Source organism: Parapedobacter soli, assembly GCF_025460835.1.
Taxonomy (GTDB): Bacteria; Bacteroidota; Bacteroidia; order Sphingobacteriales; family Sphingobacteriaceae; genus Parapedobacter; species Parapedobacter soli.
Genome location: NZ_JAMXAY010000035.1, coordinates 13,592 through 38,411, shown reverse-complemented (window position 1 = coordinate 38,411; position 24,820 = coordinate 13,592). Strand labels below are relative to the sequence as shown.

At 50.9% G+C, this 24,820-nt stretch carries 29 protein-coding genes and 1 tRNA gene; 13 read left to right on the top strand and 17 right to left on the bottom strand.

Going from position 1 to position 24,820, the window contains the following annotated elements; all coding sequences use genetic code 11:
- Positions 1 to 27: 27 nt before the first annotated feature.
- The 4 genes from NGM62_RS14750 to NGM62_RS14735 are packed head-to-tail and all read right to left on the bottom strand — an operon-like array spanning position 28 to position 4,726.
- Positions 28 to 1,056 (bottom strand): LLM class flavin-dependent oxidoreductase, encoded by a 1,029-nt coding sequence (locus NGM62_RS14750; protein WP_262249020.1) that lies wholly within the window; start codon positions 1,054 to 1,056, stop codon positions 28 to 30.
- A gap of 43 nt (positions 1,057 to 1,099) precedes the next feature.
- Positions 1,100 to 2,281: a class I SAM-dependent methyltransferase gene (locus NGM62_RS14745; RefSeq protein ID WP_262249019.1), complete on the bottom strand. Its 1,182-nt coding sequence runs from the start codon at positions 2,279 to 2,281 to the stop codon at positions 1,100 to 1,102.
- 10 nt (positions 2,282 to 2,291) lie between these two features.
- Positions 2,292 to 3,491 carry a polysaccharide pyruvyl transferase family protein gene (locus NGM62_RS14740; RefSeq protein WP_262249018.1) on the bottom strand — a complete coding sequence of 400 codons (1,200 nt, stop codon included), beginning with the start codon at positions 3,489 to 3,491 and terminating at the stop codon, positions 2,292 to 2,294.
- Between the two features lie 47 nt (positions 3,492 to 3,538).
- Positions 3,539 to 4,726 (bottom strand): cysteine desulfurase family protein, encoded by a 1,188-nt coding sequence (locus NGM62_RS14735; protein WP_262249017.1) that lies wholly within the window; start codon positions 4,724 to 4,726, stop codon positions 3,539 to 3,541.
- Positions 4,727 to 4,800: 74 nt separating this feature from the next.
- Between NGM62_RS14735 and NGM62_RS14730 the strand changes: the two genes are divergently transcribed.
- Positions 4,801 to 5,217 carry an OsmC family protein gene (locus NGM62_RS14730; RefSeq protein WP_262249016.1) on the top strand — a complete coding sequence of 139 codons (417 nt, stop codon included), beginning with the start codon at positions 4,801 to 4,803 and terminating at the stop codon, positions 5,215 to 5,217.
- Positions 5,218 to 5,284: 67 nt separating this feature from the next.
- Positions 5,285 to 5,357, top strand: a tRNA-Thr gene (locus tag NGM62_RS14725).
- An 84-nt stretch (positions 5,358 to 5,441) separates the two neighbouring features.
- On the opposite strand, the gene NGM62_RS14720 is transcribed toward NGM62_RS14725, so the two are convergent.
- The 5 genes from NGM62_RS14720 to NGM62_RS14700 all read right to left on the bottom strand — a co-directional run bounded on the left by NGM62_RS14720 (position 5,442) and on the right by NGM62_RS14700 (position 8,252).
- On the bottom strand, positions 5,442 to 6,014 hold the full coding sequence (locus NGM62_RS14720; RefSeq protein WP_262249015.1) for a DUF1572 domain-containing protein: 573 nt from the start codon (positions 6,012 to 6,014) through the stop codon (positions 5,442 to 5,444).
- 56 nt (positions 6,015 to 6,070) lie between these two features.
- Positions 6,071 to 6,364, bottom strand: coding sequence for a GNAT family N-acetyltransferase (locus NGM62_RS14715; protein WP_262249014.1), 294 nt, complete (start codon positions 6,362 to 6,364; stop codon positions 6,071 to 6,073).
- 205 nt (positions 6,365 to 6,569) lie between these two features.
- Positions 6,570 to 7,265, bottom strand: coding sequence for a hypothetical protein (locus NGM62_RS14710; RefSeq protein ID WP_262249013.1), 696 nt, complete (start codon positions 7,263 to 7,265; stop codon positions 6,570 to 6,572).
- 84 nt (positions 7,266 to 7,349) lie between these two features.
- Positions 7,350 to 7,481: a hypothetical protein gene (locus NGM62_RS14705; RefSeq protein WP_262249012.1), complete on the bottom strand. Its 132-nt coding sequence runs from the start codon at positions 7,479 to 7,481 to the stop codon at positions 7,350 to 7,352.
- A 6-nt stretch (positions 7,482 to 7,487) separates the two neighbouring features.
- On the bottom strand, positions 7,488 to 8,252 hold the full coding sequence (locus tag NGM62_RS14700) for a hypothetical protein (RefSeq protein WP_262249011.1): 765 nt from the start codon (positions 8,250 to 8,252) through the stop codon (positions 7,488 to 7,490).
- A gap of 217 nt (positions 8,253 to 8,469) precedes the next feature.
- Here NGM62_RS14700 and NGM62_RS14695 point away from each other — a divergent pair, with 217 nt between their 5' ends.
- The 3 genes from NGM62_RS14695 (at position 8,470) to NGM62_RS22255 (ending at position 10,150) form a co-directional block, all read left to right on the top strand.
- Entirely contained in the window at positions 8,470 to 9,417 is a 948-nt protein-coding gene (locus tag NGM62_RS14695; RefSeq protein WP_262249010.1) for an endonuclease/exonuclease/phosphatase family protein, read from the top strand.
- A gap of 161 nt (positions 9,418 to 9,578) precedes the next feature.
- The gene (locus tag NGM62_RS14690; protein ID WP_262249009.1) at positions 9,579 to 9,806 is read left to right on the top strand and encodes a hypothetical protein; all 228 of its coding nucleotides are present in this window, start codon (positions 9,579 to 9,581) and stop codon (positions 9,804 to 9,806) included.
- Positions 9,803 to 10,150 carry a type II toxin-antitoxin system PemK/MazF family toxin gene (locus NGM62_RS22255; RefSeq protein ID WP_390937521.1) on the top strand — a complete coding sequence of 116 codons (348 nt, stop codon included), beginning with the start codon at positions 9,803 to 9,805 and terminating at the stop codon, positions 10,148 to 10,150. Before NGM62_RS14690 ends, NGM62_RS22255 begins: the two co-directional genes overlap by 4 nt.
- 90 nt (positions 10,151 to 10,240) lie before the next feature.
- On the opposite strand, the gene NGM62_RS14685 is transcribed toward NGM62_RS22255, so the two are convergent.
- Complete coding sequence (locus NGM62_RS14685; protein ID WP_262249008.1) at positions 10,241 to 10,864, bottom strand: 7-carboxy-7-deazaguanine synthase QueE; 624 nt, start codon at positions 10,862 to 10,864, stop codon at positions 10,241 to 10,243.
- A 126-nt stretch (positions 10,865 to 10,990) separates the two neighbouring features.
- Between NGM62_RS14685 and thrS the strand changes: the two genes are divergently transcribed.
- The 4 genes from thrS (at position 10,991) to rplT (ending at position 14,197) form a co-directional block, all read left to right on the top strand.
- Positions 10,991 to 12,916, top strand: a complete 1,926-nt coding sequence (thrS, locus tag NGM62_RS14680; protein ID WP_262249007.1) for a threonine--tRNA ligase — start codon at positions 10,991 to 10,993, stop codon at positions 12,914 to 12,916.
- Positions 12,917 to 12,928: 12 nt separating this feature from the next.
- Positions 12,929 to 13,498, top strand: coding sequence for a translation initiation factor IF-3 (gene infC, locus NGM62_RS14675; RefSeq protein WP_262249006.1), 570 nt, complete (start codon positions 12,929 to 12,931; stop codon positions 13,496 to 13,498).
- A gap of 31 nt (positions 13,499 to 13,529) precedes the next feature.
- Complete coding sequence (gene rpmI, locus NGM62_RS14670; RefSeq protein WP_262249005.1) at positions 13,530 to 13,730, top strand: 50S ribosomal protein L35; 201 nt, start codon at positions 13,530 to 13,532, stop codon at positions 13,728 to 13,730.
- 122 nt (positions 13,731 to 13,852) lie between these two features.
- A complete protein-coding gene (gene rplT / locus NGM62_RS14665; RefSeq protein WP_262249004.1) occupies positions 13,853 to 14,197 on the top strand; it encodes a 50S ribosomal protein L20 in 345 nt (114 codons plus the stop codon).
- A gap of 369 nt (positions 14,198 to 14,566) precedes the next feature.
- Here the strand turns inward: rplT and NGM62_RS14660 are convergent, their stop codons facing one another.
- Complete coding sequence (locus NGM62_RS14660) at positions 14,567 to 15,199, bottom strand: hypothetical protein (protein WP_262249003.1); 633 nt, start codon at positions 15,197 to 15,199, stop codon at positions 14,567 to 14,569.
- A 168-nt stretch (positions 15,200 to 15,367) separates the two neighbouring features.
- On the opposite strand from NGM62_RS14660, the gene NGM62_RS14655 reads away from it, so the two are divergent.
- A complete protein-coding gene (locus NGM62_RS14655) occupies positions 15,368 to 15,829 on the top strand; it encodes a LytR/AlgR family response regulator transcription factor (protein ID WP_262249002.1) in 462 nt (153 codons plus the stop codon).
- On the opposite strand, the gene gap is transcribed toward NGM62_RS14655, so the two are convergent.
- The 6 genes from gap to NGM62_RS14625 all read right to left on the bottom strand — a co-directional run bounded on the left by gap (position 15,824) and on the right by NGM62_RS14625 (position 20,968).
- Positions 15,824 to 16,825, bottom strand: coding sequence for a type I glyceraldehyde-3-phosphate dehydrogenase (gap, locus tag NGM62_RS14650; protein WP_262249035.1), 1,002 nt, complete (start codon positions 16,823 to 16,825; stop codon positions 15,824 to 15,826). The two genes, NGM62_RS14655 and gap, sit on opposite strands and share 6 nt — an antisense overlap.
- Positions 16,826 to 17,106: 281 nt before the next feature.
- Positions 17,107 to 17,715: a peroxiredoxin family protein gene (locus tag NGM62_RS14645; RefSeq protein ID WP_262249001.1), complete on the bottom strand. Its 609-nt coding sequence runs from the start codon at positions 17,713 to 17,715 to the stop codon at positions 17,107 to 17,109.
- A 24-nt stretch (positions 17,716 to 17,739) separates the two neighbouring features.
- The gene (locus NGM62_RS14640) at positions 17,740 to 19,002 is read right to left on the bottom strand and encodes an aspartate kinase (protein ID WP_262249000.1); all 1,263 of its coding nucleotides are present in this window, start codon (positions 19,000 to 19,002) and stop codon (positions 17,740 to 17,742) included.
- Positions 19,002 to 19,817: a DUF3298 and DUF4163 domain-containing protein gene (locus tag NGM62_RS14635; protein ID WP_262248999.1), complete on the bottom strand. Its 816-nt coding sequence runs from the start codon at positions 19,815 to 19,817 to the stop codon at positions 19,002 to 19,004. Before NGM62_RS14635 ends, NGM62_RS14640 begins: the two co-directional genes overlap by 1 nt.
- Before the next feature lie 3 nt (positions 19,818 to 19,820).
- A complete protein-coding gene (locus NGM62_RS14630; RefSeq protein WP_262248998.1) occupies positions 19,821 to 20,306 on the bottom strand; it encodes a GNAT family N-acetyltransferase in 486 nt (161 codons plus the stop codon).
- Positions 20,303 to 20,968, bottom strand: a complete 666-nt coding sequence (locus tag NGM62_RS14625; RefSeq protein ID WP_262249034.1) for a YggS family pyridoxal phosphate-dependent enzyme — start codon at positions 20,966 to 20,968, stop codon at positions 20,303 to 20,305. The genes NGM62_RS14630 and NGM62_RS14625 overlap by 4 nt, the downstream gene beginning before the upstream one ends.
- Before the next feature lie 154 nt (positions 20,969 to 21,122).
- Between NGM62_RS14625 and NGM62_RS14620 the strand changes: the two genes are divergently transcribed.
- Genes NGM62_RS14620 through NGM62_RS14610 form a run of 3 tightly spaced genes read left to right on the top strand, consistent with a single transcriptional unit; the run spans position 21,123 to position 24,819 of the window.
- Positions 21,123 to 21,797 (top strand): DUF4296 domain-containing protein, encoded by a 675-nt coding sequence (locus NGM62_RS14620; RefSeq protein WP_262248997.1) that lies wholly within the window; start codon positions 21,123 to 21,125, stop codon positions 21,795 to 21,797.
- Between the two features lie 2 nt (positions 21,798 to 21,799).
- Complete coding sequence (locus NGM62_RS14615; protein ID WP_262248996.1) at positions 21,800 to 24,175, top strand: endonuclease MutS2; 2,376 nt, start codon at positions 21,800 to 21,802, stop codon at positions 24,173 to 24,175.
- Entirely contained in the window at positions 24,175 to 24,819 is a 645-nt protein-coding gene (locus NGM62_RS14610) for an MgtC/SapB family protein (protein ID WP_262248995.1), read from the top strand. The genes NGM62_RS14615 and NGM62_RS14610 overlap by 1 nt, the downstream gene beginning before the upstream one ends.
- The last annotated feature ends 1 nt before the right edge of the window (position 24,820 follow it).

The following is a 24,820-nucleotide window of genomic DNA, read 5'->3' as shown; positions in this document are numbered from 1 at the left end:
ATGTGTATTAGCTAGCGCAAAGATAGGCTAATTCCGCTCAATTGGTGCAGCCTGCTGGTTGAGGCTGGCAACAACTTCGCTGAGTATGCGGTACGACTTCAGCCGCGCGCCTTGTTCATAGATATTGCTTGTTGTCATCAGTTCGTCGGCATCGGTCTCAGCTACGAATGCCGCGAGCTGCTTGGAGAGGGTTTCCTGGCTGCCGATAAATGTGCAGGCTGTCATCTGTTTTACCGCAGCTTCGATTTCGGGCGACCAGAACGGGTCCATAGACGGAACCGGCGGCTGCAGCGGGCGGCGGGTGTTGGTAACGATACCCAGGAACATCCGGTACATGCTGGTTGCCAGTACATGGGCTTCTTCGTCCGTATCGGCGGCTATCACGTTCACACAAGCCAGTACATACGGCTTATCCAGTTGTGCCGATGGCTTGAAATGCTGACGGTAGATGGAAATGGCACGATAGAGCTGGGCGGGGGCAAAGTGTGCCGCAAACGCGTATGGCAGCCCCATTTCGGCAGCTAGGTAGGCACTGTCAGTGCTCGACCCCAGTATCCAGATCGGGATGTCGAGCCCTTCGCCGGGGAATGCCCGCACGCGGCCATCGATGTTTTCGTCGCTGAAATACAGTTGGAGCTCGCGGATATCTGAAGGGAAGTGGTACGCTGTGCCCAGGTTGTTGCGGCGCAGGGCAGCAGCCGTCAGCTGGTCGGTGCCCGGTGCGCGCCCCAGTCCCAGGTCGATGCGGCCGGGGTATATCGACTCCAGTGTGCCGAACTGCTCTGCGACTGCCAATGGCGCATGGTTGGGCAGCATGATGCCGCCCGAGCCTACCCGGATGCGGTTTGTCTTGCCTGCCACATGGCCAATCAGCACCGACGTGGCTGAACTGGCAATATTTTCCATGTTATGGTGCTCGGCGAGCCAGATGCGGGTGTATTCCAATTGCTCGATATACCGGGCCACTTCCACCGTGCGGGCAATCGCCGATGCTGCGTCCCCACCTTCAATAATCACTGATAGATCTAGTGCAGAAAGCTTGAGTTGTTTATGCATAACTGCAAAGTACCGCAATAAAGGCCTCTTACACAAACAGGGGTCAGCATTTTGATGCAAAGATGACCAATAGCTCATCGCCGGCGCCGGTGCAGAAAAATAAGTGCTGGTCGCCACCTTCGCTGATCCTGTGCCGCTTGCGGAGTTCCTCCGCCTTCAGTGGGAAATTCCGGGTGCTCACATTACCGCGGTAGGTGGTTTTTGCCTTTTTGAAGGCACCGTAAGTTACCACGTCGGTAATCCGGAATATTTTTCCCATAAAGTCGTCGTGCGGCTCGCGAGCCGTATACAGGTGGGTGTGGCGGTGGAGTTTATCCAACCCGTAGCGGGTACCGATCAGTTTGAAAGCACCCGATTTGAGAAGAGCTGCGTCGGGCTCATGGAGGTATCCCGTAGGTGCGCCGTAGGTGGGGCTCGCCGTTAGCTCCTCAGCGGGCGTGAAGGCAAACCATGCCACGGAATCGGCTGTTAATGCGGTGGCCACGAGTTGCGGTTCGCCGGTATGTCCGCGGTCCATGACAAACAGGAGCTCCTTACACTCATTGCCGGAACTGACGATGTGGACGGCGCTCACGCTCTCCAGTGCCTCCAGCGCAGCGGTGATATCCAGCAGCGGCGCCGATTTGATGATCAGTTGTGGCACCTTCCGGAGCAGCTCCCCCTGGAGGGCGACCACATCGGGCACACAGTCTTGCAGCCGGAAAACCTTGCGTTGGGCTACACGGCGCGATGGGTCGATATACGCAACGTCAAAGGTGTTATCGGGTTGGGTACGGAGGTGCTCCATGCCATCGGCAGCGATGAATGTGCAGTTTGTTAGGCCCATTGCCGCCGTGTTGTGGCGGGCAATCTGTGAGAGTGGGGCATTGGTTTCGCAGTGGGTTACCGTTGCTGCCCGTTGTGCGAGGAAGAGTGTATCCACACCGAAGCCGCCGGTGAGGTCGATGACCCGGGATCCCTTGGCCACGATAGCCGCTTTGTGGGTTGCGGTGATTTGCGACGATGCCTGCTCGATGGCTAACTTTTCGGGGTAGTAGATGCCGGGTGTGCTGTGCCACAGCGGCAATTTCTTGCGGCAACGTTGCCGGCCGTCCAGCTGCTGCGCCAGTTCGGCGGCGGAAACCGCTGGGAACGGGCTTTTGGCCAGTGCAATCGCACTCGGAGCACTATGTTCATGCTCCGTTAAAAAACGCTGTACTTCGGGTGTCAGGATATGCATGTTCATGCCAGGAAGTTTAGGGGATGACCAATTGACGGATATGCGCAAAAGAGGCCTCAGCAGCTTCCAATTGGGTATTGCGCGATCGCTCCAGTGCTGTCCGTTCTATTTGTAGTGCCCTGCTTATACCTTCTTGCAGGCCACCTATAGGCATGGTATGGTTTATTCCGTCCACCCCCCAGGTTTGCAGGTAGCTGTGGAGCTTGGGCACCACCATGCCAACGTAGGGCACGGCGTAACTCATGGCAGTGATGGCGCCGTGGAGGCTGGTGCCGGCGTAAGCGCGCGCGTTGGCAATGAGGTACATGATATCCCAGATGGTTACCTCATCTACCAGCGTATGAGGCTGTGTAAGTAGCGGGGCGATGCGCTTTAGTGCGAGGTGGTCGTCGTGGTTCAGAGCCTTACCAATAGGGCATAGGCAGAGGTGGAGGCCGGTTTGGACAGCTACAGCGTCTAGCTGCCGGGCTATTTCGTGCTCGTTGGTTTTGGCATGATTGTTCTTGATCTGGAAGAACACATATTCACCGCGGTGTTGTGATACATACGTGGCAACGTTTGCCGACACGCGGTGGGCCAATACGCTGATGGGATAGAAATTGGACATCAGTATCGCCGAATCGGGGTACAGCTGCGTGCCTATTCCCTGCACGGCAAGGTTCTGTTGTGTCGCCTTATCGCGCACGGCGAAATAATCGATCCTGCGCAGCTTGTCCCGTAGCCCCGGGAAGCGCCCGAAAATGGCCGGGTCGATTTCCGACCCACCGAGCGAGTTGAAAACAACGCAATCTACGCCTGTGAAATCCGACGCCGTGAAAACAAAGGGCAGTTCTGTTTGGCCCTGTAATTTCCGTTGGGCAAATCCATTGAGATCGATGACCTTGTTGATGTGGTGGTGGAAACGGTGCGTGCGCTTGAAAGCCTTGTTGAGCGCCAGCAGCAGCGAGCTCCATGTAACGGCGACGGCCTCACCGCCAGCGACGATGACACTGGTGTGGCCTCTTCTTTCTCGGCAGGCGCGGTAGAACGCCTGTATGTCTTCGGTAGGTTTGCCACCCAGCGCGCTGAGGTCGCTTTTGACCACCCCGAAATAACGGGCGTTGAAGCGCTCCCCGTAGGTGGCGAGTTGGGCTTCGATGACCAGTGGAAACAAGAGGTCGCCGTAGTTGAAGCGATCGAATGCGCCGATGATTAAAATATAGTTTTCAGTAGCCAATCCGTGTAAAAAAACAATAGCACATCAAGATTCGTACCCAACGCAAATTATTCAACCAGTCCGGCCTCATAGAGTTGCCAGACAGGGGAGGTGGCCCGCAGTTTTTCCACGGCGGTGGTGAGCAGCCCGATTGCCGTTTGGATTTCGGCCTCGGTATTAAAGCGGCCCAAGCTGAACCGCAGCGATGCATGGGCATCGGCGGCGGAGAGGCCCATTGCCATCAGTACGTGCGACGGATCGCGCGTGCCGCTTACGCAGGCGGAGCCCGAAGCCAGGGCAATATCCGGTACGCTGACCATGATTTCGGCTGCGCGGAGGTGTTTGAACGTGATGCTGCTGACATGTGGCAACCGTGCGGTGCCCTTTCCGTTTACCTGGGTGGCCGGTAGTTTTGCCAGTGCCGTTTCCAGCGTATCGCGCAGCGTGCCCAGCCGGGCCGTATCCTCGGTACGCCACCGGTGTGCCAGTTCGGCCGCTTTCCCGAGCCCCACGATGCCAGGCACATTCAGCGTGCCAGCCCGGAGCTTATTCTCCTGGCCGCCGCCGTGCAATAATGCCCCGGTTTGTATAGGTTTGCTACGTCTGCGTGTATAAAGCGCACCGATGCCCTTGGGGCCATAAAGCTTATGGGCGCTCAGGCAGAGCAGGTCGGGGCCACCATTCGCCACGTCGATTTGCACTTTTCCGATTGCTTGGGTGGCATCGCAGAAAAACAACGTTTGGTGCTTGTTGGTAAGCTCAGCGATATTTGCTATAGGGTGGATTACCCCAGTCTCATTGTTGGCCTGCATCAGCGCAACCAGGATGGTGTCGGGCCGGATAGCCGAATCCAACGCGCCCAGATCGATTTGGCCATCGCTTGCAACAGGCAGGTAGGTAACTTCGGCCCCTTTTTTTTCCAGGTATGCGAGTGTATCCAACACCGCTTTGTGTTCGGTGCGGCAGGTGATGATGTGTTTGCCTTTGCTTTGGTAGTGTTCGAAGACCCCCTTTATGGCAGTATTGATAGCTTCGGTTGCCCCCGATGTGAACGTGATTTCCTTTGGCGATGCCCCGATCAGCGCCGCTACTTGTTCCCGCGCTGTGTCTACCGCAGCCGCAGCTGTCCGCCCTGCCCGGTGTGTCAGGCTGGAAGCATTGGCATAATGTGTGGTGAAATACGGCATCATCGCTTCCAGTACGCCGGGGTCCAGCGGTGTGGTTGCATTGTTGTCGAAATAAATCAGCCCGTCCATGGTGCGAATTTATAAACAATTTCGGGGGAATGTGTGTTATTCAAGTATAACTTTATCGCATAATCAAAACAACTATGAAATTTATTAGAAGAGCCAGTGCCCAATGGAAGGGTACCGGAAAAGACGGCAGTGGTACCGTAAGCACACAGAGTACGGTACTGAATCAGACGACCTACTCCTACAAAACGCGCTTCGAAGACGGGGTAGGTACCAATCCCGAGGAACTGATTGGGGCGGCACACGCAGGTTGTTTCGCCATGCAGCTCAGCTTTCTGCTCAGTGAAAAAGGCTATGAGCCGACCGACCTCAGTGTGGGTGCCAAGGTAACGTTCGAAGACGGCAGCATTACGCTGATACAGCTGGACCTGAAAGGGACCGTTGCAGGGATTTCCGGATCCGAATTTGAGGAGATCGCGGAAAATGCCAAGGCCATCTGCCCGATTTCGAAGCTGCTGGATACCAAGATTGAGCTGACGGCGGCACTGGTGTGAGTTGTCGAAAATACTTGTAGAAAAAAACAAGTTTACGTATGTTTGCAGCGGCAAAAATCTTGCTGCTGCCGACGTAGCTCAGCTGGTAGAGCAACGCATTCGTAATGCGTAGGTCGTAGGTTCGAATCCCATCGTCGGCTCACCATCAAACTGATGAAATTCCCCTCTATTTCAAGATAGCAGGGGTTTTTTATTTGCTGAACTGCTTGTTAGCGGTTCTGTTTTTATTTCCCTTTGTCGGTTAGAAATTCGTCTGTAAAATGTTGCCGTTGCTTTGGTTTTGAAAATTTTTCTTTGTTAAATGTTTGCGAATTACCTTTGGGAATGGATAACGACGTCCAACCGTTTTCTGCCAGCATTTTTCCTAAGAACACAATTTGTCCAATGTGATATGTATAATGTGCGAGTTGCCGATTAACGGCTTCGGTTACGGAGTGTCCTTGATTGCGTATGTATATGATTTTGTCAAGGTCATCTGCCGTCAATGAGTTGATAGCGTTGAAAAGGCACGCCCAGCCTTCGTTCCACTTGCTTAGAAGTTCTTCCCTGCTTGTTATGTCATTTAGAAATTCAGCATCTCTGTTCCGGGAATCTTTTTCTCCGTCTGAAGTCAAAAAGTCTGTCCACCGTGAAAGCATATTTCCCCAAAGATGTTTTACGATTGTTGCGATGCTGTTGCTGTCGTCATTGTATTGCCAAAACAATTTATCGTCGGGTACCTGCGAAAACGTTTTGTCGCCAAGCATTCTGTAATATTCAAATTGCTTTCTTACGCTGTCCAGATAGTCGTTTGTCATGATTCCTTTGTCTTGTTGGTGAGGCGCCTTTTCATTAGGCCGGTTCCTTTTAGGTTTTATTTTTTAAACCAAATGTCATTGTATTCCTCGGGATTCCGTTTAAACTGAGCGTGTACATACGGACAAAGCGGTATGATTTTCAAGTTGTTGTCCCGAGCATAGGCAACTAATTTCCCCAATAGTAACTTAGCAAATCCTTTTCCGCCATGCTCTGGACTCACTTCAGTATGGTATACTGTCAATACCTTCTCTTTCACGGAAATATCCATTTTTCCGACTTTCTTTCCGTCAGTCAGCAATTCCACCACCCCCAATCCTTTTTCGTTGAGTATCACATTTGTTGTTTCCATTTCAACTGGTTTTTTAATGTCAATTCGGGTAATACGGCTCCAATTTCCAAATGCTTTGTTTGATAATAGCACAAGCCATTTATTATTTACTAAATTAAGAAAAAAGGATGAGGATACAGTGATGATTTGGCTTTAAAAAAGCGGCCATCCCGAGACACGGGATGGCCACTTTTGCTGATGGGGTCGCGGAGCCAATCGGCATCCACTACAGGATGTTCTTGTCGATATGATCATTGAGCCTTTCGGCCCTGCGGTAAACTTTTTCGGACCGTTCGTGCAATGCCGTGTACAACTTGAAAACAGCTTCGCCGTAGTCAAAGTATTCGCTCTGAAGTTCGGTCACTTCACCCACCGCGTCGAAAAACTCCTGCTGGTCCCTATCCAATGAAACGATGTCTACCGATACCTCCTCATAGTGCCTAAAGACCTTATGGATCAGTTGGTGTCCGATGTCGTCTTCCTCGTCAAACCAGTCTTCGTTTTCATAGATGTGGTCTGCCCATGCGTTGAACCACTCCTGTTCGGCAACAACCATACTGTGCAGTTCGATCAGTTCTTGGTTGTGGTATAAGACGCCTTTGTTGAAATCGCCCACATCAATGGTAAACTCCTCTTCAATGAAAGGAAGCTTGCTTTGGTCCGTAAGCTGGAAACCTGCTTCCAGGAACTCGAGTTGCTGCTCGGTGGGCAGCAGGAGGTACTCCAGCTCGGTGATTTTCACTTCCAACGCGAAGAGGGCGTCTTTGTGTTGAAGCAGCTGCTGTTTGGCATCCCATGTCCTGTCGTGCTGCCGGTAATAAGCATCAAGCGCCTTGATTTCGAAATCAAGCTTTGGCTTATCCTCATCAAACTCAAGGATAATGGGGCGTAGCGGGTGTTGTTTGACGATCTCTTTCATCATTATATGGGTCTAAAGTTACGAATCATTTTTATCTTAATAACAATCCATCCCGGTGTGCACACCGGGTGGATTGTTAACGCGCTGTTAAAGCGCAAACGTCGACACGATGTCGCTGTAATTGGGCGTCGTGCTTTTACCCAGATACGAAGCGCGGAATTCGTATTCCTGGAATGCTTCCAGGTTTTCGATATCCAGCTTGGCGGTTGGGCTCAGCACCTGGTTTCACTCGGCCCCGGCTTCCTTTTTCCGGTATTCGAACTGGTAGTAGCGGACCTTTTCCCAGGGCGCCACCTTGGCCGTCACCTGCAGGGTACCCAAGCCGCGGGGTTCCACGGTGAAGTTCTCGGCTTTGGGGTTCACCCCGGTGTCTGGCGACGGGTCTTTGGTAGGCCGGAAACCAGCGCTCAGGATAATCGTTTGGTTTCCCCTGGCGATTATCTCCACATACTTGGCAAGGTCGCTGATCACGGAGTAGGCGCCTCCTTTGAGCTGCTGTACCTTATCAAACAGGTTCTTTTGCCGATAGCCGATGGTAAGGGGTGAGCGGGGTTTGTGGGCAAGCGTCGGAAACTCCGAACGTATCGCCTGGAGTGCCTCGCCGGATATACTGATAAGCAGTATCCAGGTTTTCCCGCGGTCTATGCGGCAAAGGAGCCTCTCGCCGGTGTGGGTGCGGCAACCGATATGCTGGCCCCATTTGAGTGGCCACGACCCTGATGCGGTGATGACGCTGTTGCCGATGAATTGGTAGGCAAAACAAAAGGTTTCTTCTTCCCGAGGGAATTCTATCACCTGGGCTGCCTCGCTGGCGCCCTTGATTTCCATCAGCCGGATATTACCCGTTTCCTGCGTGGCTGCATATAGGGTGTCTGATATGGGCAAATGATTTTCACGCTCAAGAAAGCGCAGATACAAGCCTTTTAAAACCGGTTTACTGTCGATCGGTCCATTGGCAATTACGGTAAGTGATCGGAAAAAAGGGTTCATGTTAATCAGTATTCAACTAGGTAATAATGTGTCTGCTAACAGTAGAAACGGGTAATTTCCCTGAGTTTGATCATGATTTTGATTTAATTAGTTTTTATGCGCATCTAAATATAGGGCTTTTAAATGAATTGCCGCACGTGGTTACGCCGCCCCGACAAGCGGAGTATTCGTTTATTCGTTTCGATACCTTACATTTGTAAGTATAAACCAATGGATTATGCCAAAAATAACGGATACCCCGCCCGTTGCCGTCCAGCAAGAGCTGGGGATGCTGCGGGAAGATCTGGAAGCCACTATCCCGGCTAAGAAACTGGACCAGAATGTATTGATTTGCACCTGGAACATCCGTGCGTTCGGTGGGCTCACCGAACAATGGGATGCGGAGAACCGCAGCCCTAAAAGGGATCTGCAGTCGCTGCTGTGTATCGTTGAAGTATTGAAGCGGTTCGATATCATTGCTGTGCAGGAAGTGACCGGCGACTTCAAAGCCCTACGCCATGCGTTGAAATTGCTGGGCCCGCATTGGAGTTTCCTGATGACCGATGTGACCAAAGGCTCGCGCGGTAATGGCGAGCGGCTGGCGTTCCTATTCGACACGAGGAAAGTGAAGCTATCTGGTCTGGCGTGTGAGATTGTGATTCCCGACGAGGTGCTGGAACGTAATAAATTGTTAGATGATGGCTCATTAAGGCGGCAATTTGCCCGTACTCCCTATGCGGTGAGCTTTTTGGTGGGTGGGCGTACCTTCGTGTTGCTCACCCTGCACGTGCTCTTTGGCACGGTTGAGGAACGGATCCCCGAATTGCGGGCCATCGCTGATTGGATACGTGAATGGGCCGACGAGCTGCATGGATGGGACCATAGCCTTATCGCGCTGGGCGACTTTAACATCGTAAAGGCGGGCGACCCCACCTACGATGCATTCATATCACGGGGTCTGCATGTGCCTGCCGACTTGCAAGACATCGATCGTACCGTCTTCAAGAAGTCTTATTCATTTTACGACCAGATCGCCTGGTTCGAGGGGGAGGTTTCCCTAACGTACAATAGGGGCGGGGCTTATGATTTCCGTGATACCATGCTGGTGGCCAGGGGGTACACCAATTCTGAACTCTCATGGCGTATCAGTGACCATTTTCCGCTTTGGGCAGAATTCAGGACGTAAATGTGCAGCGAACGGCTAAAGCGGTAAGCCAAAAACCGGAAGTGCTGTAAGAAAGCTTGGGGAACCGGCGATTTTGAGGCCTTGTGCTACGTATTGAGACTATTGACATTTTTGAATTTCACAGTTTTTGGGTATTTTTGTTTTAATTCAAACGTACAGCTATGACATTGAGACAGGTTTTAACGGTAAAAGATAGTGTTTTGGTTGTAAAACTCCCCCCTCGTTTTACAATAGGGAAACGTGTGCTTGTAACTGTCGAAGATGAGCAGGCTGCAGGCCGGAAGCAAAAATTAGCGTTACTGAAGAAGTCAGTCAAGGATCCGTTGTTTCAGCGTGACATACAGGAAATAGCACAGGATTTCGACCCCATTGACGAAGAGTCTTTATGAAGATTAATCGATGGGGCATATTCCGTGCAAACCTAGATCCCGTTATCGGTTCGGAACAAGGTAAAACCAGGCCGGTGCTGGTGATAAGCGATGACGACGTGAATGCCTTGCTTAATTGCGTGAATGTGATTCCGATTACCAGTCGAAAACAGGGTCGAACGGTGTACCCAAACGAGGTGTTATTGTCAGCCGGAACACTCAATCTAGCTCATGAGTCAATCCTCCTTTGCCATCAAATTCGGACTTTGGACAAACGAAGACTGTCACTAAAATACGATGATATTGAGGATTTAGCACTACAGGATGAAATACTTAGTGCGCTATCTTTCCAATTGGGCCTTTAAACAGAGATATTCCTGGCCTATCTCCCTCACACAGATGAAGGCCTCTAGTCGTATCTAATAAAGAGACGTATCTGCTTCCTGGGTAGCGATTTACGGAATATTCAGGTACTTATGGGTTTGCAGCGAGATTTCCCATTTGGGGTTTTGCATGACGTAATCCACAATCAACGGCGTCATCACGTCGGCTTTAGACCACTCGGGCTGTAGGTAAAGTTTACACGCGGTGGATACCAATGCAGCATATTGCTCGGCCCAGGCGAAATCACTTTTGTTGAATACGATGACCTTCAGCTCGCCGGCGGCGGCAATCACATCGGGCAGGGGGGCTTTGAACTTTTTGGGCGAGAGGCATATCCAGTCCCAATGGCCGCTTAGTGGGTATGCGCCGGAGGTCTCGATAAATGTCTGGATGCCGGCAGCTTGCAGGCCACGGGTAAGGTAGTCGAGGTTATACAGCAGCGGCTCGCCGCCGGTTACCACCACCGCTTTGGAAGGGTGTTGCTTCGCGTGTTCGATGATTGCATCCGCAGTGGTGAGCGGATGGAGCTCGGCATCCCAGCTTTCTTTGACATCACACCAGTGACAACCCACATCACACCCACCAAGGCGGATGAAATAGGCCGCTTTGCCCGTATGGTAACCCTCACCCTGAATGGTGTAAAACTCTTCCATCAGTGGAAGTAATGTGCCGTCTTCTGGAACTTGGTGTGCCATGCCTCTTTTGGAAGTGCAAAGGTACAAATAAATCATTTCGTTTCGTTACCTTTGCCCCCGAACTGACAATCACACTTGTATTGTGGTTTATTTGTTTTTTTTAGAAACAGGAAGTCATAGTTGTAAATGATGAACATTACCCTACCGGATGGTTCCGTGCGGCAGTACGCGCAGGGAACCTCAGCGATGGAAATCGCACAATCCATTTCAGAAGGACTGGCCCGCAATGTGTTGGCGGCGGAAGTGGACGGCGAAGTGTGGGACGCCTCGCGCCCCATTGAGCACGATGCCACGGTACGCCTGCTTACCTGGAACGACAAGGAGGGCAAGTCCACATTCTGGCACTCATCTGCCCACTTGATGGCCGAGGCGCTGGAAGCGTTGTATCCGGGTATCAAATTCGGTATCGGCCCGGCTATAGAAACCGGGTTTTACTACGACGTGGACTTTGGCGACCGCGAGTTCTCCTCAGACGATTTCAAGCAGATCGAGGATAAGATGGTGGAGCTGGCCCGCACGAAATCGGCTTATACACGCAAGCCGGTAAGCAAAGCGGAGGCTATAGATTACTTTACGGAGAAGGGCGACGAGTATAAGCTGGATCTGATCAAAGACCTGCCCGATGGTAGCATCACGTTCTATACCCAGGGCAATTTTACCGACTTGTGCCGGGGTCCGCACATACCGAACACGGGTTTTATCAAGGCCGTGAAGCTGACGAATGTGGCGGGCGCTTATTGGCGTGGCGACGAAAGCCGCAAGCAGCTCACACGGATTTATGGCGTCACTTTCCCCAAGGCCGGCGAACTGGCCGACTACCTGCACATGATCGAGGAAGCCAAGAAACGCGACCACCGCAAACTGGGGCGGGAGCTGGAGCTATTCGCTTTCTCGGAAAAAGTAGGGCTGGGGCTGCCGCTATGGCTGCCCAAAGGTGCAAGGCTGCGCCAGAAGTTGATCGATTTCCTGCAACAGGCACAGATTAAATCCGGATATGAGCCGGTGGTAACACCGCATATCGGGCATAAAAACCTCTACGTCACCTCCGGGCACTACGAGAAATACGGGGCAGATTCGTTCCAGCCCATCCACACACCGCAGGAAGGGGAGGAGTTTTTGTTGAAACCGATGAACTGCCCGCACCACTGCGAAATCTATAAAACAAAACCCCGCTCGTATAAAGACCTGCCCATTCGCTATGCGGAGTTCGGTACGGTGTACCGCTATGAGCAGAGCGGCGAACTGCACGGCTTGACGCGGGTGCGCGGATTTACACAAGACGATGCCCACCTGTTCTGCCGCCCGGACCAAGTGAAAGAGGAATTCAAGAAGGTTATCGACTTGGTGCTCTACGTATTCGGTGCGCTGGGTTTTGAAGATTATACCGCGCAGATTTCCTTACGTGATCCCGACAATAAGGGTAAATACATCGGTACGGATGAAAACTGGGACCGTGCTGAGCAGGATATCATCGAGGCTGCCAATGAGAAGGGACTCAAAACGGTGGTGGAATATGGCGAAGCTGCGTTCTATGGCCCGAAGCTCGACTTCATGGTGAAGGATGCGCTGGGGCGCAAGTGGCAGCTTGGTACCATCCAGGTGGATTACAACCTGCCGGAGCGGTTCGAGTTGGAATATACCGGCAGTGACAATGTGAAGCACCGGCCGGTAATGATACACCGCGCACCGTTTGGGTCGTTGGAACGGTTTGTCGCCGTGTTGATTGAGCACTGCGCAGGCCAGTTTCCGCTGTGGTTGGCACCGGAGCAATTCATCATCCTGCCGGTGTCGGAGAAATATGAAGAATATGCGAAAAAACTTTTAGAATCGCTCAATAATTCCGATATTCGCGGCCTACTGGACTTGCGCGACGAGAAAGTAGGGCGCAAAATCAGGGATGCAGAATTGAAAAAAATCCCCTATATGCTGATTGTGGGAGAGAAGGAGGAGGCAAGCGGTACGGTTTCGGTAAGGAAACACGGCACGGGAGATTTGGGAGCGATGACAGTAAGTGCGTTTAGCGAGCAATTAATAAAAGAGATAACTGTTTAATTTACTTAGCGTTTGGCATTAAAAAGACCAGGATTCAGAGGCCCGAGGCCGCCATTTAGAAAAAAGGAACCGGAGCACCGTATCAATGAACACATCAGGGTACCTGAGGTACGATTGGTAGGCGACAATGTAGAGCAAGGGATATACCCCACACGTAAAGCATTGGAACTTGCCGATGAATTGGAGCTGGATTTGGTAGAAATATCGCCAAAGGCTGTGCCTCCCGTCTGCAAAATCATTGATTATAGCAAGTTTATCTACGAGCAAAAGAAGAAGCAGAAGGAGATTAAATCCAACGCAAAGCAAACGGTTATCAAAGAAATCCGTTTCGGCCCCAATACGAATGACCATGACTTTGAGTTCAAATTGAAGCATGCCATCAAGTTTTTGGAAGCGGGAGAGAAGGTGCGCGCCTACGTGCATTTCAAAGGCCGCGCTATTGTATACAAGGAGCAGGGCGAGATTTTATTGCTGCGTTTTGCCCAGGCTTTGGAAGATTATGGCAAGGTGGAATTGCTGCCCAAATTGGAAGGTAAGCGCATGTTCCTTACCGTAGCACCCAAAACAACTACAAAAAAGTAATTTCTGACAAATCGATATAAAATTAGTAATCATGCCAAAAGTAAAAACCAATTCCAGTGCGAAAAAGCGCTTCAAGCTTACTGGAACAGGTAAGATTGCGAGGAAGCATGCTTTTAAGAGTCACATCCTGACCAAGAAAAGCACCAAGCAGAAACGTAATCTGACGCAGACCGGTTTAGTGTCTGAGGCCGATATGGGCAACGTGAAACGTATGCTTGTAATCGGGAAGTAGTTTTTTAGTACTTAGTACATAGTAATTAGTATTTAGTACATAGTAATTAGTAATTAATAACCGGGTATTGGGTTGTAAGTCCGTTGCGAAACACGGCACCTGTTACCAAAAAAAGTAAAATTATGCCACGTTCGGTTAACGCAGTAGCGTCTAGAAGAAGACGCAAGAAGATCCTCAAAATGGCCAAGGGCTATTATGGGGCACGCAGCAAGGTTTATACCATTGCTAAGAATACAGTAGAAAAAGGTTTGTTGTACGCATACCGCGACCGCAAAACCAAAAAACGGGAGTTTAGGGCGTTGTGGATACAACGTATCAACGCTGGAGCCCGCGAGCATGGAATTTCATACTCGCAATTGATGGGTAAGTTGAATGCCAAGAATATCGGTCTGAACCGTAAGGTGCTTGCCGATTTGGCGATGAACAACCCAGAGGCTTTCAAAGCCGTTGTTGATGCAGTGAAATAACGTTTTAAGAACCGATATCGATTTTGTTAGCGAAAAGGGAGGCCAAGTGGTTTCCCTTTTTTGCTGATGTGAGAATTAGAACGTTATCAATTTCCGATAACGACATCTTTTGCCACGGTTTTGCCGGCTGTCAATACGATATAGTCGTACGTAGTCCGGTCGTCGCTATTAATAATCCCGTCATCATTTATATCAGCGTATCGGAATCCACCCACCGACGCACCGGCTTGCAGGGCATAAACGTCGATTCCTATTGGCGTGGCACGAAGAACTCGCCTTGGTTAATCGTGATAAGCTTATCTTTCCACTGCCAGTTTTCATAATCGTAGGCTTGGAGAGAGTCACGGAAGGTCCCCTTGACCGATAGCTTTACCAGCGTTCGGCATCTGGATAGTTAACCGATTTGAAGAATCGATTCGTTACCTCCGGCCATAGGCCCAATCTTGAATAAAGCAAGATGCCAACCATGACAAAAAGCAGGATGAATATGGTCTGCCATGCGATGTCGACAAGCGTTTTGCTCTGTAGCATCATGATAATGCCAAGTATACAAATCGTATAAATCAATTCGTTTCTTATCGGCAGGGGATGAACATATCGTTTAGCAATGTTTTCTATTACTGATCTTTGAGTGAACTTGCTATTTGTAGAGTGGTTTATTATTGTAAAATAAGATCCTGTTTTCTTTCCTTCGGGAATTGCCCACATGGCCGTCACGATATGGCCTTTGCGACAAGCGATGTCGAAATCCACTAATTGCAAGGCGCGCTCATTTCCTTCCCTGTCTTTCAGGAAGAGCTGATCGTGGACGTATGTTGTCGACTCGATAGGATTTGTATACGTTGGGGCGGTACTTCCCGTACCTTTGTAGGAGAATCCACCGCCGCCACCGCCACCACCGCCGGATATCTTGGTTTCCAGATTCTTGTATGCACCGACTACTTTGCCGGTAAAATGATAAACTTTGACATTGCGTTTGCCTAATTTAATTGTTTGTGCCATTGTTTTATTTGTTAATAATGGATTTTTGATAAGCGTAGTTGCCCGGTCGCCCCTTGTTAGTTTCTTTGTCGTTTTCTTTTTCCGCTCCGGGTGATTAGCTAATGTGAATTAACCGAGTATTTTCTAGGGGTACAAGTCAAAGCGTTTAAGTTCAGTGCGCTTGACTATTTGCTGAAACCGATTGATGTAGATGACCTCGTTGAGCTTGTGGGACGGATAACGTCTAAGCACGGCTCCGACCGTATGCAGCGGCAGCTTCTTTTCGAGATGACGCAACGGAATATCGATGGCTACAACAGGCGGGAGAAGCGGATTGCCGTACCGACGATGACGGGCCTGACGTTATTGGCGGCAGACGACATCGTCCGTTGCCAAAGTGATGTGAATTATACGACCATCCACCTGTCGGACCACACGAGTCTCGTTGTTGCGAAAACACTGAAGGATTTTGAAGAAATGATGGAACCGCACGGGTTTATGAGGGTTCACAATTCGCATCTGGTCAACCTAGCCTATATCAAGAAATACCATAAAGGCAAAGGCGGGTACCTTATCCTTCGCGATGGTGCTGAAATAGATGTGTCCGTACGGCGGAAAGAGGCGCTACTCGAAAAGTTGAATAACCTATAATGCCAGCCGGATCAGCAGATCCACCAACCGGTTTGAATAGCCGTATTCATTGTCGTACCATCCCACCACTTTAACGAGGCCGCCTACTACGGATGTGAGCTGTGCATCAAACACACACGAATAAGGGCTGTTGATGATGTCTACAGACACAATAGGGTCTTCGGTGTATTGCAATACGTGCTTCAGGCTACCATTGGCTGCTTCTTTGAATGTAGCGTTTATTTCTGCCACCGTGGGCTGCTGCCGCAGGTTGCAGGTGAAATCGGTGAGCGACCCGTTCAGCACTGGTACGCGGATGCCGGCGCCTCCTAGTTTACCTTCGAGATGGGGAAATACATTGGTGATGGCTTTGGCTGCACCGGTAGTGGTGGGAATAATCGACGCCGATGCGGCACGTGCCCGCCGGAGGTCCCGGTGGGGGCGGTCGTGCAGGCTTTGGTCGCCCGTCATACTGTGGACCGTAGTGATATAGCCGTCTATAATACCCCAGTTGTCATCCAATACCTTCACCAAGGGTGCCAGGTTATTGGTAGTGCACGAAGCATTGGACAAGATCGGTGTGCGTAAGTCGATATGGCTATCATTCACGCCGAGCACAACGGTAGGGATCTCCTTATCTGCCGAGGGGGCTGAAATGATGACCTGCTTGGCACCTGCCTGGAGGTGTTGCGTGGCTTGTTGCTTTGCCGTGAACTTTCCTGTCGACTCGATAACCACGTCTATGCCTAGTGATGCCCAAGGCAGCTGCGCGGGTATTTGTTCGCGTACAATCCGGATAGGAGGGTGGTTATCAATGACCAACCTATCGCCATCTGCCACCACACTGCCCGGATAGGGGCCATGCACCGAATCGTACTTGAACAAATGCGCTAATGTAGGTACATCGGTGAGATCGTTGATAGCAACAACGGTGATTTCGTCCTGCTTGCGGAGCAGGATATTCCGCACGGTATTACGGCCAATACGGCCAAATCCATTGATGGCGACTTTAAGCATGTTCATTCGTGTTATTGTGGTCTTATGCAGTCAAATGTACATAATTACGCTGTATGCGGGAAACAAATTATCCCTATTCGGGTTGTATTCGGTATGGGAGAGAAAGAAAAATTCAAGCCAGAAGATTCGGCACGACATCCGCGGAAGGCTGAGCAAGCGGTGACACAAAAGGCGGTCCCGCCGGATAACCGAAAAGAGGCCAAAGCATCGGCTCCGGCACTAAAGCGGAAATTCAGTGAACAACCGCCTACGAGGCATAATTCGAAAACATGACTGTAGCGCTATTTGTTGATGGCGGCGACGATTTCTTTGATATTGCGCTCGCCGTTCCAATATTCTTTTAGCTCCCCGTTGGCACCATAAACGTAGGTAGCGGGGTATTGCGATGGAATATGGAACTTGTTGATGAAATCGGCACTCCGGTCGTAGAGAACTTCTACGTTTTCTTTACCAACCAACGGCTTCGCCCACGTTTGGAGGAATGTTGCCATGAGGGCCGGATCGTTCATAGACACGAAGTAGAAGTTCGCATTTTTTACTTCGTCATAGTGGTTCCCGATGTCGTTGGCTTCGTGTTGGCAGTGGCCACATGTGGGGTCGAATAGAATGAATACGATATTCCCTGTTTTGGCCAAGTCTTCTTTCGTGAAACGGATGCCGCTTTTCAGAATGTAGAATGTAAAGTCGGGTATAGCGGCTGCCGGTTTGGCCGGAGCCACTGGTTGGTGGGGGTGTTGGTGGTCGGCGGCGGCATGTGCCTGCTGGGGTACGGCGCTCGAAGCAACCTGGCTGGATGAATGCTCCGTATTACCACTATTATTGCATGCGGCGGCTAACAAAATGAAAAGGACGCCGGCAAGTGTCGAAAGGCGATTTGTTCGTGTTGTCATGTGCGCAAAGATACGGGTTTCTGATTACAGTTTACGTACCAAAAGCTGGCAGGTGTAGCTGTCTTTGAGTTCCATAATGATTTCCTTCGCTACCAATACCCGGTCGATTGTCTGCTGGTTGTAATACCTGATGGTAATCAGTTCCAGTCCGTGCTGGTGCTGCACTTCATACCGAGACTGAAGGTCTTCGAGCAGGGCATCTACGTTGCTGCCGGTATTATCAATGCTCACCGAAAAGCTGACGGCGCTGTTGTGCATCATATTCACCTTGATCTTATGGGCATGGAAGCGGCTGAAGATATCACTCAGGTTGTCTTCAACGATAAATGAAAAATCCTTTGGCAAAATAGAAATCAGCACTTGGTTTACTTTGAAGATGAACGACGGTACCGGGAGCGACTCATTCGTGCTCTTGATCTGTGTGCCACGGCTTTCGATATCAACAAAAGATTTTACATACAGCGGTATATTCTTGTTTTTCAGTGGCTTAATGGTCTTCGGGTGGATTACCGTAGCCCCGTAGTAGGTTAGCTCAATGGCATCGAGATACGATAGCTCGGGGATCAGTTCTGTCTTGTCGAACCATTTCGGGTCGGCATTCAGTACGCCCGGTACATCTTTCCATATCGTAAGGCTCTCGGCATCGAGGCAGGCGGCGAAAATAGCGGCAGAATAGTCGGACCCTTCGCGGCCCAGGGTGGTAGTGAAATTCTCCGACGTAGAGCCGATGAATCCCTGGGTCACCACCAGCTGGTTTTCCAGTATACGAGGTAGCTGTTCGTTGATGCGTGCTGTGGTGGTATTCCAATCCACCCGGCCCTCGCGGTGCGTGTTGTCGGTAAGGATATAGTCCCTCGCATCTACCCAGCTGGTTTTCAGGCCGATTTCGTTTAAGTAATGGCTTACGATAGTGGTAGACACCAGCTCACCCACAGCAACGATTTGATCATAGAGGTAATCGTACGGGTCCATAGGTGGTTCTTCCAATATCCATTCGATTTCCACGAAGCGGTTGGCCACTTCGTTATGTACCGGGTGGCGGTGGTCGGGAAAGAGCCCTTCAGCAATCGCATGGTGGTATTGCTGGGCTTCTGCAAGCACGTCGGCAGCATTGCCTGTGCCATATACGTGGTATTGTACGAGCTTTTCGAGAAGGTTGGTGGTTTTGCCCATGGCCGAAACCACGATGAGCAGTGCATGGTCTTGATGTGCTTGGACAACCCGGCCTAGATTCCTAACGCCATCGGCGTCTTTGACAGAAGCACCGCCAAATTTAAATACTTGCATTAAGGTTCAACTTGTGTGTTTAGTTCAGCAATGAATTGTTTTGCCCGATCCGTTAGTAGCCGTTCGATATCGGCATAGGGTACACGGAGTTCCGTTTGCCCGTTTACGTATGGCTTTATTTCGTAGATATTATATAAGAACAGTATACTGTCCTGTTCCAGCGCGAAGTTATCGGGCAGGCTGAAACGCCCTTGGTCAAAAAAGTACCCGTCTTGGAGCGATTGGTCGACACCGAGGTTTTCCTGGCGCCGGAAATAACGCTCCGCCACGGCAGCCAGTTCATTCTGGTATGATCGGGTTACGATATCGTCCAGTGCAAGTAATTCATCTGCCCGGAGATCGTAGTGTTTGAAAATGGTCGCATAATTGCCGTGGGCACCACCGGTAAACGACGATGCGTGGATTGTTAGCGACAAGTAGGAGGGGGTAATGCGGTATACTTTGGCGTGCAGCTCTGAAGTCCATATCCGTGGATAGGGATCTGACGCGTAAAAGCGGTCGAATTCGCCGATAAACGTAGCTGCAGCATCTTCTACCGTGGTGCTATCATTACCCAGTAACGCTATCCGGACGAACCGGTCTGCCAGCGAGTCACTGAATACGGGATAGGAAGCATCAAAGAATGCCGTGTCGGTGGTCTCGCCTGTCTTGATGAGATGCTCGCTGTATTTGAGGTAGTTTTTGTACGTATAAGCCAACGTATCGGCAGCCGCACCACGGACGGCGGTACTTTCCTGTTGGCTGGTATTTGGCTGGCACGATACCAATGCCATACCAACAATAATGGAGTATCCCGTTAACCTTTTAATCGCCATTGTTTATTTTTTTTGCCCGTTCGTCGTTGCATTACCAGCGAGCGATACATTTATCCATTCACCGTCAAAAGTCGCTCCATATTTTTCGTAAAAGCGGATGGCCGGTTCGTTCCAGTCCAGCACCTGCCATACCATTCCGTTATAATTCCGTGCTTGACACAGCTTCCAGGTTTCGTCAAAAAGCAACTTGCCCACGCCTTTGCCCCGCATGGCTTCCGTAACGATGATGTCTTCGAGATAGAGGCGGCGGCCTTTCCAGGTGGAGTACCGTATGTAGAAGAGCGACATGCCCACAATGCGGCCGTCGACCTCGGCCACGAATGCCTCCCATACAGGCTTATCACCGAATCCGGCATCGATAAATTCGGCCAGGCTTACGGTTACCTCGTCGGGAACGCGTTCATACCGTGCGAGCTCCCTGACCAACTCCAGTAACTGCGGACAATCTGCGGCAGCGGCTTTGCGGATATGGGGGGCTAGCGTTTTCAACGGTTTCCAAAAAGTGTACTTCCCAGCCGCACCATGGTGCAACCTTGCTCGATAGCAATTTTATAATCGGCCGACATGCCCATGGATAGGATATCAAAATAATCCACATCCTTGAAAAAGCTCACTTTGACACCATCGAACAGCGACTTCAGTTCGCCGAACTCTGCCTTTACTTCACGCTCGTTGCTGGTGTTGGTGGCGATGCCCATCAGTCCGCGTATACGTACATGGTTTAACCCCACGAGCTCTTCCGACCGCAGTAACTCAATAAGCTCCACATGGTCCAGCCCAAACTTGGTGTCCTCGGCAGCAATATGTATCTGCAATAGGCAATCGATGACGCGGTTGTTTTTGGCAGCCTGTTTATCGATTTCTTTCAACAGCTTCAGGCTGTCTACGGAATGGATGAGCGTAATGAACGGAGCGATGTATTTTACTTTGTTGCGCTGAAGGTGGCCGATAAGGTGCCACTGGATATCTTTGGGGAGCACATCATATTTACCCACCAGTTCCTGAACGATATTTTCGCCGAAAATCCGTTGGCCGGCATCGTATGCCTCCTGGATCACCTCGGGTGGCTTGGTCTTCGACACAGCGACCAGTGTGACATTTAAACGGCTTAGCTCGTTGTTGATAGTTTTTATTTGATTGGCGATATCCATAAATACGGTACTACTTTTGTGTAATTGCATTTAAATTGCAATTTGTCTAAGTTTGCACAAAACTACGAAACCTACGGGTATCCATCAAGGACAGTTCGGGGGAATCGGCAAATAGGCGATAAGCATATAGCTATAGATGAGGTAAGATAATTACATGCGGCTGATAATCATCGTATTAACGATTTTGTTGTTTGGTATCGCCTGTGGGCGCAAGGTGCCGGAAGGTATCGTGCCCCAGAAACAAATGGAGCCTCTTTTGTTGGATATGCACTTGGCTGATGGCCAGCTTGCCGCTATGCCGCTCGATTCGGCACGCAGTTACCGGGATGCTTATTACAGTGCTATTTTCAACCACTACGGGATTGACTCGACCACGTTTGAGCGCAGCATCGAGTTTTATTCGACTCGCCCGGAGTTGATGAAGACGATGTATGCCAATATTGACAAACGACTGGAAGCGTACAACACGGCCGAGCAGCGGGCCATTGAAGAAAAGTATGCCGAGCAGCGACGGACCGACTCAATTGCGAACGCACATCGCACGGACAGCTTGCGGAAGGTGAACCGCGACTCGCTGGACTTCAAGCGCAAGCGGTACCTACTGCGTTTGGACGGCCCCGATAGCCTGAAGTACGGACAACCCATACCGGTAACCTACGATTTACTGCGGAAGCGCTTGTTTGAGGCAATAGGGCTGAGGGATGTTGTTCCCTTGGACGGCCACAGTGCGCCGGAAACCAAGCCATTGAGCCAACCGAGTACCGTACCTCCACCGCAAGAGAACGAGTATACCCGGCCCGCAGTAAGGCCTATCAAGAAAATCAGTTGACAATGACTTATCCGGATAACGCCATAGAAAAACTCGGTTTTGCGGATATCAGGGCGTTGATTGCCGCTAAATGCCTCAGCGATATGGGTGAATCCCTCGTAAACCGGATACAGCCACAGACGCGCTACGAACAGATCGATCGGTTTTTACGGCAAACGGTTGAATTCAAAGAAGTACTTACCAATGATACGCCGCTACCCATAGACCACCTGTATCCCATACAGCCGCTGGCCGAAAAAGTGCGGGTGGCGGGTACGTTCCTTTCGGAAGAGGAGTTTTTCCAGCTGATGCTTTCCTTGCGGACGGTATTTGCGATTATCCGCTACTTTAATGAGCGCGAGGGCCAGTATGTCAACCTTGAGGCATTATTTGAGCACCTCCCCATCGAAAAGGATACCTTGAAGTCTATCGAGCGTGTCATTGACGCTAAGGGGCAGGTGAGATCCAACGCATCGCCGGTGCTGGCCGATATCATCACCAGTATTGCCAAGGCGGAGCAGGAAGCGAGAAAACGGATAGATGTGGTATTCCGTACAGCACAACAGCAGGGGTGGACAGCCGATGGAAATCTGACCGTACGTGACGGCCGCCTATGTATACCGGTGCTCGCCGAGCATAAGCGCAGGATAAAGGGATGGATACACGACGAATCGGCGACCGGCCAGACTGCTTATATCGAGCCCGAAGAAGTGTTCCACCTCAATAATAAGGTGCGCGACCTGGAATTTGACATGCGGCGGGAGATCGTACGTATCCTCACCGCCCTTACCGATGAAATCAGACCGCATGTGCCACTGCTGATTGACTATCACCGGCTGCTCGCCAAGGTAGATTTCGTTCGAGCTAAAGCGATGTTTGCCATTGATATCGATGCCGATATGCCCGAATTGGTGACCGATGCATCGATATCGTTGATTAATGCCCGCCACCCATTGCTGCTCCTTAATTTCAAGGGAACGCAACACACCGTGGTGCCGTTGAATGCCACCATCGACGAGGGCCAGCGCATCCTGGTGGTGTCGGGACCGAATGCAGGGGGCAAATCGGTGTGTATGAAAACAATCGGGTTGCTGCAGCTCATGGTCCAGGCAGGTTTGCTTATCCCGGCCGACCCTACATCGCGCGTGGGGGTGTTCCGCCGTGTTTTTGCGGATATCGGTGACGACCAATCCATCGAGAGCGACCTTAGTACGTACAGCGCTCACCTCACCAAAATGAAATACTTTTCGGCGCATGCGGATGCGAAAACCTTGGTGTTGATCGATGAATTTGGTACCGGCACGGACCCGCTTTTTGGCGGCCCGATAGCCGAGGCGGTGCTCGAAGTGCTCAACCGGAAGCAGGTGCGCGGAGTGGTGACTACCCATTATTCGAATTTGAAGGTTTTCGCGAGCAATACCGAAGGGATTGAGAATGCCTCCATGCTGTTTGATAATGTAGCCATGCAGCCGCTGTATATCCTGCAAACCGGTAAGCCCGGTAGTTCGTATGCGTTCGAGATCGCCCAAAAGATTGGCTTGGACAAGGGTATTTTGAATGCGGCAAAGCAGAAGATCGGTGTGCAGCAGAAGCGGGTAGATACGCTGTTGGTGGATTTAGAACGGGACAAGAAAGAAGTGCATGACACGAAAGTGGCCCTTAGCCAAAAAGAAAGGCAGCTTGTAAGGCTAAAAGCTGAAAATGAAGCGCTGCAGGCTTACTTGGAGGAAAATAAAAAAGCCATCCTCGGCAAGGCGCGGGAGGAAGCACGTGACATCATACGTAATGCTAATAAGCTGGTGGAAAACACCATCTCTGGCATCCGCGAAAGCCAGGCCGATAAAGCCAAAACCAAGGAACTCCGTAAACAGCTGAATAAGGAGCTGGACAAACATACGGCGAAAGAGAAGCCCGTGGTGGCAGCAAAACAAAAAGCAGCCGAGCCGGTTACTATCCAAGTGGGCGATTGGGTTAAAATACTGGGAACGGGGAATGAGGCAGAAGTTATCAGTACAGCAAAAAACAACCTCGTATTGGCTATGGGTGAGCTCCGCACAGTGCAAAAGCGCAGCAACGTGGTGTTGATCGACAAAAAAAAGCAGAAAGGTGCCGGCCGTCGGTCAAACCAGACTTCATTGGTTGAAAGTGCAACCAGTTTCAGTCCGGAGGTGGATGTACGCGGTATGCGCACCGAAGCGGCGCTTTCAGAAATTGAGAAGCACCTGGACAGGGCGCTGATGATGGGGTTCCCGAGCTTGAAAATCGTGCATGGAAAAGGCGACGGTATTTTGCGTAAATTTATCCGTGAGTATTTGCGCAAGTACGGTGAAGTGACGCGGATGGAGGACGAACATCCCGACCGGGGCGGTGAAGGGATTACATACGCTTATCTGGACTAATGGAATTTTTACCCGAAAATAATGACCTGGTGGCTATCGGGATATCCCTTTTGGCGGGTAGCTTGGTAGGGCTTGAACGTGAATACAAGAATAAGTCGGCAGGTTTCCGCACCATTGTATTGATATGCTTGGGAGCTACGGTATTTACCATCGCTTCCCGGTTTGGGGTGGGCAGCGACGACCGCATCGCGGCGAATATCATCACCGGAATCGGCTTTATCGGCGCAGGTGTCATTTTCAAGGATAAGTTTTCGGTGATGGGCCTCACTACCGCAGCGGTTATCTGGGTAGTGGCCGGCATCGGCATGGCGGCGGGAATCGGCTACTACAGCCTGGCGCTCTCCATTTCGGTGATTACGGTGGTTGTCTTATCGATATTCCACAAGGTTGAGAAGGGGATGGAGCGGTTGTTTCTGACGAGGACCATCTATGTGGGTTTCCAGGATATGGATACCGGCAACCTGGAGAAGCTGAAGCAGGTGATGGACGAGCATCGCATAAGGTATACCCGCAAAACGGTTGCCAAGCGCTCGCGTAAGTTATCGGTGGTCTTTGAGCTGATGGCCGATCGGAGAAACCTGAGCGAATTCAACAATGCGATGATGGAGCTCCCTTATGTGGACGAGTTCCACTATAACTCATAAA

What these genes read in the sequence shown, in the direction of transcription:
- NGM62_RS14750 (WP_262249020.1), bottom strand. Translation starts at nt 1,056, where the DNA reads ATGCATAAACAACTCAAGCTTTCTGCACTAGATCTATCAGTGATTATT.
- NGM62_RS14745 (WP_262249019.1), bottom strand. Translation starts at nt 2,281, where the DNA reads ATGAACATGCATATCCTGACACCCGAAGTACAGCGTTTTTTAACGGAG.
- NGM62_RS14735 (WP_262249017.1), bottom strand. Translation starts at nt 4,726, where the DNA reads ATGGACGGGCTGATTTATTTCGACAACAATGCAACCACACCGCTGGAC.
- NGM62_RS14730 (WP_262249016.1), top strand. Translation starts at nt 4,801, where the DNA reads ATGAAATTTATTAGAAGAGCCAGTGCCCAATGGAAGGGTACCGGAAAA.
- NGM62_RS14720 (WP_262249015.1), bottom strand. Translation starts at nt 6,014, where the DNA reads ATGACAAACGACTATCTGGACAGCGTAAGAAAGCAATTTGAATATTAC.
- NGM62_RS14715 (WP_262249014.1), bottom strand. Translation starts at nt 6,364, where the DNA reads ATGGAAACAACAAATGTGATACTCAACGAAAAAGGATTGGGGGTGGTG.
- NGM62_RS14710 (WP_262249013.1), bottom strand. Translation starts at nt 7,265, where the DNA reads ATGATGAAAGAGATCGTCAAACAACACCCGCTACGCCCCATTATCCTT.
- NGM62_RS14700 (WP_262249011.1), bottom strand. Translation starts at nt 8,252, where the DNA reads ATGAACCCTTTTTTCCGATCACTTACCGTAATTGCCAATGGACCGATC.
- NGM62_RS14695 (WP_262249010.1), top strand. Translation starts at nt 8,470, where the DNA reads ATGCCAAAAATAACGGATACCCCGCCCGTTGCCGTCCAGCAAGAGCTG.
- NGM62_RS14690 (WP_262249009.1), top strand. Translation starts at nt 9,579, where the DNA reads ATGACATTGAGACAGGTTTTAACGGTAAAAGATAGTGTTTTGGTTGTA.
- NGM62_RS22255 (WP_390937521.1), top strand. Translation starts at nt 9,803, where the DNA reads ATGAAGATTAATCGATGGGGCATATTCCGTGCAAACCTAGATCCCGTT.
- NGM62_RS14685 (WP_262249008.1), bottom strand. Translation starts at nt 10,864, where the DNA reads ATGGCACACCAAGTTCCAGAAGACGGCACATTACTTCCACTGATGGAA.
- thrS (WP_262249007.1), top strand. Translation starts at nt 10,991, where the DNA reads ATGATGAACATTACCCTACCGGATGGTTCCGTGCGGCAGTACGCGCAG.
- rpmI (WP_262249005.1), top strand. Translation starts at nt 13,530, where the DNA reads ATGCCAAAAGTAAAAACCAATTCCAGTGCGAAAAAGCGCTTCAAGCTT.
- rplT (WP_262249004.1), top strand. Translation starts at nt 13,853, where the DNA reads ATGCCACGTTCGGTTAACGCAGTAGCGTCTAGAAGAAGACGCAAGAAG.
- NGM62_RS14660 (WP_262249003.1), bottom strand. Translation starts at nt 15,199, where the DNA reads ATGGCACAAACAATTAAATTAGGCAAACGCAATGTCAAAGTTTATCAT.
- gap (WP_262249035.1), bottom strand. Translation starts at nt 16,825, where the DNA reads ATGCTTAAAGTCGCCATCAATGGATTTGGCCGTATTGGCCGTAATACC.
- NGM62_RS14645 (WP_262249001.1), bottom strand. Translation starts at nt 17,715, where the DNA reads ATGACAACACGAACAAATCGCCTTTCGACACTTGCCGGCGTCCTTTTC.
- NGM62_RS14640 (WP_262249000.1), bottom strand. Translation starts at nt 19,002, where the DNA reads ATGCAAGTATTTAAATTTGGCGGTGCTTCTGTCAAAGACGCCGATGGC.
- NGM62_RS14635 (WP_262248999.1), bottom strand. Translation starts at nt 19,817, where the DNA reads ATGGCGATTAAAAGGTTAACGGGATACTCCATTATTGTTGGTATGGCA.
- NGM62_RS14625 (WP_262249034.1), bottom strand. Translation starts at nt 20,968, where the DNA reads ATGGATATCGCCAATCAAATAAAAACTATCAACAACGAGCTAAGCCGT.
- NGM62_RS14620 (WP_262248997.1), top strand. Translation starts at nt 21,123, where the DNA reads ATGCGGCTGATAATCATCGTATTAACGATTTTGTTGTTTGGTATCGCC.
- NGM62_RS14615 (WP_262248996.1), top strand. Translation starts at nt 21,800, where the DNA reads ATGACTTATCCGGATAACGCCATAGAAAAACTCGGTTTTGCGGATATC.
- NGM62_RS14610 (WP_262248995.1), top strand. Translation starts at nt 24,175, where the DNA reads ATGGAATTTTTACCCGAAAATAATGACCTGGTGGCTATCGGGATATCC.